Below are 6,157 nucleotides of genomic sequence, written 5' to 3'. Positions count from 1 at the left end.
GGGTCGCCGGCGATCAATGCCGGGGAGCTGGTGAATTCATCGAACCTGGACATGGACGACGAGCTGCGCCCTGCAGGCGCGGGCGCTGACATGGGGGCTGATGAATGGGTGGATGCTGACAACGATGGCATGGCGGACTGGTGGGAGATCAAACACTTCACCAACCTGAGCCGGAACGGCCTGGGCGATGCTGACAGCGATGGCCTGCCGGATGCCCAGGAGTACGATATCTCCAGCAATCCCAGTGTGGCTGATACCGATGGGGACGGGGCCGGGGATGCCGCGGAATACGCCGCGGGCAGTGACCCCAATCACCCGGATACCGACCGCGACGGCATGCCTGATGGCTATGAGCTCACGCACGGCCTCGATCCGCTGGTGGATGACACGTTTGCCGACAAGGACGGGGACCGCATTCCCAACCTCTGGGAGTACAAGCGCGGTCATTCCCCGAGCAATGCTGCGGACAAGCCGACGGCTGATGCCGTGGTGGCGGCCTCCGGGGGCACGCACACGACCATCCAGAGCGCGCTCAATAGTATGACCTCGAACTGGAGCACTCCGTACTACAGCATTGTGCGGGTGACTCCAGGCGTGTACCAGGAGCAGATCTCAGTGTACGGGGGGCAGAAGATCCTCCTGCTGGCGGATCTGCAGTCCACCCCGGTGGAGATCCGCGCCAGTGCCACCGGGTACCAGACGGTCGCGCTCCAGGGGGAGGCCGTGGTGGATGGATTCCGGATCACGCGGACCAAGGATGTGGACGGGGATGACTTGAATGGCACCACGGGGGTGACGATATCCCTCTCTGAGCCGGACGATCAGGCGCGGCTGGTGAACTGCTTTATCAACGGGCACGGCAGCGCAGGTGCGGCGGCAGTCCACCTTGGCCAGGGCCGTCTGGAGATCTCGCACTCCACCCTGTACGACAACAAGACGGGGGTGGATGGCTCCATCCTCTACGCGTCCTACAGTGCCTCTCTGCGGGTGGTAAACTCCATCGTGTGGAATCCCAATGCGGCGGGATATGCTGAGATCGCCAAGGACTCTACCGGGACGGTGTCTGTCATCGGCTCTGTGGTCCGGGACGGGTCCTTCGGTGGGGCGACTACGGATCCCCTCATCAATCCCCGGGGGTATCTGACGGGTGCATCCCCTGCGGTGAATGCGGGCTCAACCACAGCCGGGGTGCTGCGGGACATCCAGGGTGAGACCCGGGCCTCCTCTCCGGACGCTGGGGCTGATGAGTGGCGGGATGCCGACAGCGATGGCCTGCCAGACTGGCTGGAGGCGCTGGGCGTGACTGACCCCAACGGGGACAATGACGGAGACGGTCTGACCAACCTGGACGAATACTCCCTGCATGGGACGGATGCCCTGCAGGCAGATGCGGACGGGGACGGGCTGGACGATAGCGACGAGGTCCTGGCGCATACGAACCCCAATGACAATGACACAGATTCCGACGGCATCCCGGATGGCTACGAGTCTGTCCATTCCTTGAACCCGCTACTGGATGACGCCCTGGAAGACAAGGATGGGGACCGGGTGCCGAACCTGTGGGAGTACAAGCGGGGCACCTCTGCCAGCAACGGCAGCTTGCGCCCGGCAGATGACTATGTGGTGGCCCAGGCGGGTGGGGGATCTCACACGACGATCCAAGCGGCGGTGAACAGTACGACGGCCAGCTCCAGCAGCCCGTACTACAGCATCATCCGGGTGAAGGCCGGGGTGTACCAGGAGAGTGTGAGCATCTCGAGCTGGCGGAAGGTGCTGCTGCTGGCGGACCAGGAAGCGGCTCCGGTGGAGATCAGGGCGGTGAACTCTGGCACCTACGCGGTGAGCCTGAGCGAGGAGTCTGTGGTGAACGGCTTCCGCATCACCCGGGTCAATGACGTGGACGGTAATCCCTTCAACGGCCTCAGTGGTGTGCAGGTCTCCCTGCCTACGGCGCAGACTCGTGCCCGCCTGGTGAACTGCTTCATTCACAACCATGGCGCGAATCAAGGGGCCGGCATCTATGTGGGCAACGGGAGGCTGGAGGCGGAGCACGTGTCCGTCTTTGGCAACTTGGCGGCCAACAACGGCCGGGGCATCTATGTCGGGTACTCGTCCAGGCTCAAACTGGCGAATTCCATTGTCTGGAATCCAGACGGAGATGGCGAGACGGAAGTCTATGCGTCAAATCCCGCCTCGGTGACAGTGGTCAGCTCGATCATTGCCGGTGGCGAGTATGGCAGTCTGGCGGCCAATCCTTTCCTGAACCCCCGGGGCTATCTGAAGGCCGCTTCACCTGCGCTCGACACGGCGGTGGGCTCCTCCCTGCTGAAGGACATCCAGGGGGAATCGCGCTCTGGCGCTGCGGACATCGGTGCGGATGAGTTTGTCGATTCTGACAGCGACGGTCTGCCGGACTGGCTGGAGGCGCTGGGGGTCACGACACCTGGTGGAGACGCGGATGGCGATGATCTGGACAACTTGAGCGAATACAGCCTGTACGGCACGAACCCTCAGGTGGCGGACACGGACGGAGATGGCCTGGATGATGGCGACGAAGTGGCCGCCGGGACGGGGCTGCTCGTGACGGACTCGGATCTGGACGGCATGCCGGACGGCTTTGAGGTGACCCATGGACTGAACCCGCTGGACTACCGCGACGCGCTGGATGACAAGGACGGCGACCGGCTGCCCAACCTCTTTGAGTACGTGCGTGGGAAGGACCCCAGCAGTGCCGCGAGCGTGCAGGCGGCGGACTTTACCGTCGCGGCCACAGCGGGATCGCACACCAGCATCAATGCGGCGATCTCGACGGCGAACAACACCGGGGGCGATTGCAAGATCATCCTGGTCAAGAAAGGCACGTACGCGGAACACGTGTACCTCAGCGGCAAGCGCATCCTGCTGCTGGGTGAGCAGGGGCACACCCCACCGGTGGTGTCGTCTGGTTCAGGAGACTACAGTTTGACGGTCGTGCAGGACGGCTGCGTGGTGGACGGCCTGGTGCTGACGCACTCCTCCGCGACGACCAACAGCGGCGGGGTGGAGGTGTCGATCGGCGCCAATCAGGGGCATGCCAGGCTCGTCAATACGATCATCAGGGGGAACCGCAGTGTCTCGGGGGCTGGCATCTTCATCTCTGATGGCCTGGCCACGGTGGATCACAGCACGGTGGCGGACAACGCAGGCCTGCCTGCCTCCACTGCCACCCAGGGCTGGGGCATTCACATCGACAGCGGAGCCCTGCGCCTGCGCAACTCCATCGTGTGGAATCCGGCGCTGCCGGCCTCCCACCCGCAGATCTACAAGGGCCAGGGCGCGTCTTGTGAGGTCTTGAACTCCGTGGTGTACGGCGGTGGATGGGGCGGGCTCTTTGCAGATCCCGTGCTCACCCCCACGGGCTTCCTGCGCCATGGCAGCCCGGCGATCAATACGGCCAACACGCCGGTGCTGCCGGTCTCTGCCAATGACATCCACGGTGAGGCCCGCGGCTCCACCCCGGATCTGGGTGCAGATGAGTATGTGGACAGTGACACTGACCAACTGCCGGATGCCTGGGAGATGGCCCACCTGGGCAATCTCACCGCCAACGGCACGGCTGACAGTGATTCCGACGGGCTGACGAATGCGCAGGAGCTCGTGTACGGCAGCCATCCCGGCCTGACCGACACAGACGGTGACGGGGTGAGCGACTCCGTGGAGTTTGGGTCTGGTAGCAATCCCGCGGTGTCGGATTCCGACGGTGATGGCATGACGGATCTGTATGAGGTGACGCACGGGCTGGATCCCCTGGATCCGCAGGACGCGCTCAAGGACAAGGACGGTGACCGGATTCCGAACATCTATGAGTTCAAGCGCGGTACCCAGGCCAGTGTGGTCGGCAGCCTGCCCGCGGTGGATATTACCGTGAACCCGGCCTTCGTGACGGAGAACGCCACGCAGAAGAAGACCATCATGGCCGCCGTCAATGCTGCGAATGCGGCGAGCGGCACCCATAAGATCATCTTTGTCAAATCCGGAACCTACGATGAGTCTGTCTACATTGGCAGCAAGGCCATCTTGATTCTCGGGGAGGCGGGGGCCACTCCGCCCGTGATCGCCAATTCAGATTACGATGCCAGCCTGTACCTGCAGGTGGAGCACGCGGTGGTGGACGGTCTTGTGATCTCCCACTCCACGAGTGCCTATGAGGGGCGTGGCGTGTACGTCTATACGCCGGAAAGCAATGACCAGGTCCGCCTGGTGAATTGCGTGATCAAGGACAACTTGTCGTCTGGCGGGGCCGGGATCTACGTGGGTACGGGCGACCTGACGGTGGAGCACTGCACCATCATCGACAACGAGAACGCCTACCAGTATGGAGGCACGGGCATCCATGTGGATGGGTACGGCAGACTGAGCCTGCTCAACTCCATCGTCTGGAATCCTGAGTACAGCCCGGATGAGGCCCAGGTGTATGCCCCCAGCGAGCAGACCGAGGTGGTGGTGAAGCGCTGCATCATCCTGGGTGCGGAGCACGGTGCCTCCGGGGCAGACCCTCTGCTGGACAGCGCAGGCGTGCCTGACCCTGCCAGCCCGGCGGTCGATGCCGGGGTGGTGGCCAGGGGATCCAAGATCACACGTGATATCAAGGCGAAGCTGCGCGACGTGCCGCCAGATCTGGGTGCCTATGAGGCCTCTGTGGACACGGATAGCGACGGTCTCTCTGACGCGTGGGAGACGGCCCACTTCGGCGGGCTCAGCCAGACGGGCACCGGGGATGGCGACGGTGATGGGTTGAACAATCTGGGTGAAGCCGCCCACGGCACGGATCCGGGGCAGACGGACAGTGACGGGGATGGCGTGAGCGATGGCAATGAGGTCACGCTGCACCACTCAGACCCGGCTCTGGCGGACACGGATGGGGACGGCATTCCAGACAGCTATGAGATCGCCCACGGCACGAACCCGCTGGTGAATGACAGCTGGATTGATGATGACTCCGACGGCCACAGCAATCTGGATGAGTACCTGCTGGGGACCGACCCCAACGATGGTGCGTCTGTCCCAATCGGGGTCACCTACAGCCGCCCGGTGCAGGGGGAGAGCAATGTGCCGGTGGACAAGGTGCTGGTGATCGGCCTGAACCGACCTCTGCCCGTGGGGGCGGTGGCGCCTGACTTCCTGCTGAAGCGCTCTTCGGACGGGCAGGTGGTGGCTGGTGCCTCCCAGATCCTGCATGGGCGTCAGCTGGTGGCCTTCGTGCCGGCAGCCCCGCTGGATGCTGACACCCTCTATGAATGGGAGGTGGCGCCTGATGTGGCGAACGACTTCGTCGTGGCGCCCTACGGACCGCAGATCTTCGAGACCAGCGCCAACAGCACGGCGGTGAGCAAGCCGGAGGTGCTGCAGACGCTGCCGGGGCCGCAGTACATCAATGTGGCGGCCACGGCGGTAGTTTCCACGTACTGGAGTGAGCCTCTGGATGCGTCCACAGTGTCCAGCAGCACCTTCACGGTGTATGATGACCAGCAGAACGTGGTGCCAGCGACGGTCACCTATGACCCCTACTGGTACCGCGTGGATGTGACGCCGGTGGCGGCGATGACCCTGGGCAAAGTGTATGAAGTGGTCATCCAGACGGGTGTGACCAACCTCAGAGGTGAGCAGATGGCGGCGGAGCATCGCTGGAGCTTCAAGACGGTGGATCCGCCGCTGGATCCGCCGCTGACGGGCCCGTATGTGACCACCACCTTCCCGGTGAACCGCTACGTCAACGTGAGCCCGCAGGTCTCTGTGAAGCTCACGTGGAGCGAGGCCATGGATGCCTCCACGCTGACCAGTGCGAACGTGAAGCTGATCACCGGCTGGACGGGGCAGACGGTGCCCGCGGTGCTGAGCTACAACAGCCTGCTCAAGCGGCTGGACATCATCCCGCTGGCGGCGCTTGCGAATGACACGGCCTACATTGTGCGCGTGAGTGCTGATGTGAAGAGCCAGGCGGGGGCGAACTTTGAGCAATCCGAGGAATGGGAGCTGCACTTCCGGACGATGGCGGCCAGCACCGGCACGGGGGGCTCCACCGGTGGGGGCACCGTAGGCGGCGACGGCAGCGGCGGCCAGCCTGGCAATCCGCCCGGTAGCGGCAACCCAGGACCCGGCGGACCGGGCGGCGGTGGCG

The 6,157-nt window shown here is 64.0% G+C and carries 1 protein-coding gene; it reads left to right on the top strand.

The features are described from left to right. Window positions 1-6,157 (top strand): Ig-like domain-containing protein (locus BV106_RS04600; RefSeq protein ID WP_038161196.1); only part of this gene is annotated, 6,157 nt, incomplete at both ends.

This window comes from Verrucomicrobium sp. BvORR106 (assembly GCF_000739655.1).
Lineage (GTDB): Bacteria > Verrucomicrobiota > Verrucomicrobiia > Verrucomicrobiales > Verrucomicrobiaceae > Verrucomicrobium.
The sequence above is the reverse complement of the archived record's forward strand: the minus strand, read 5'-3'. Positions and strand labels throughout refer to the sequence as shown.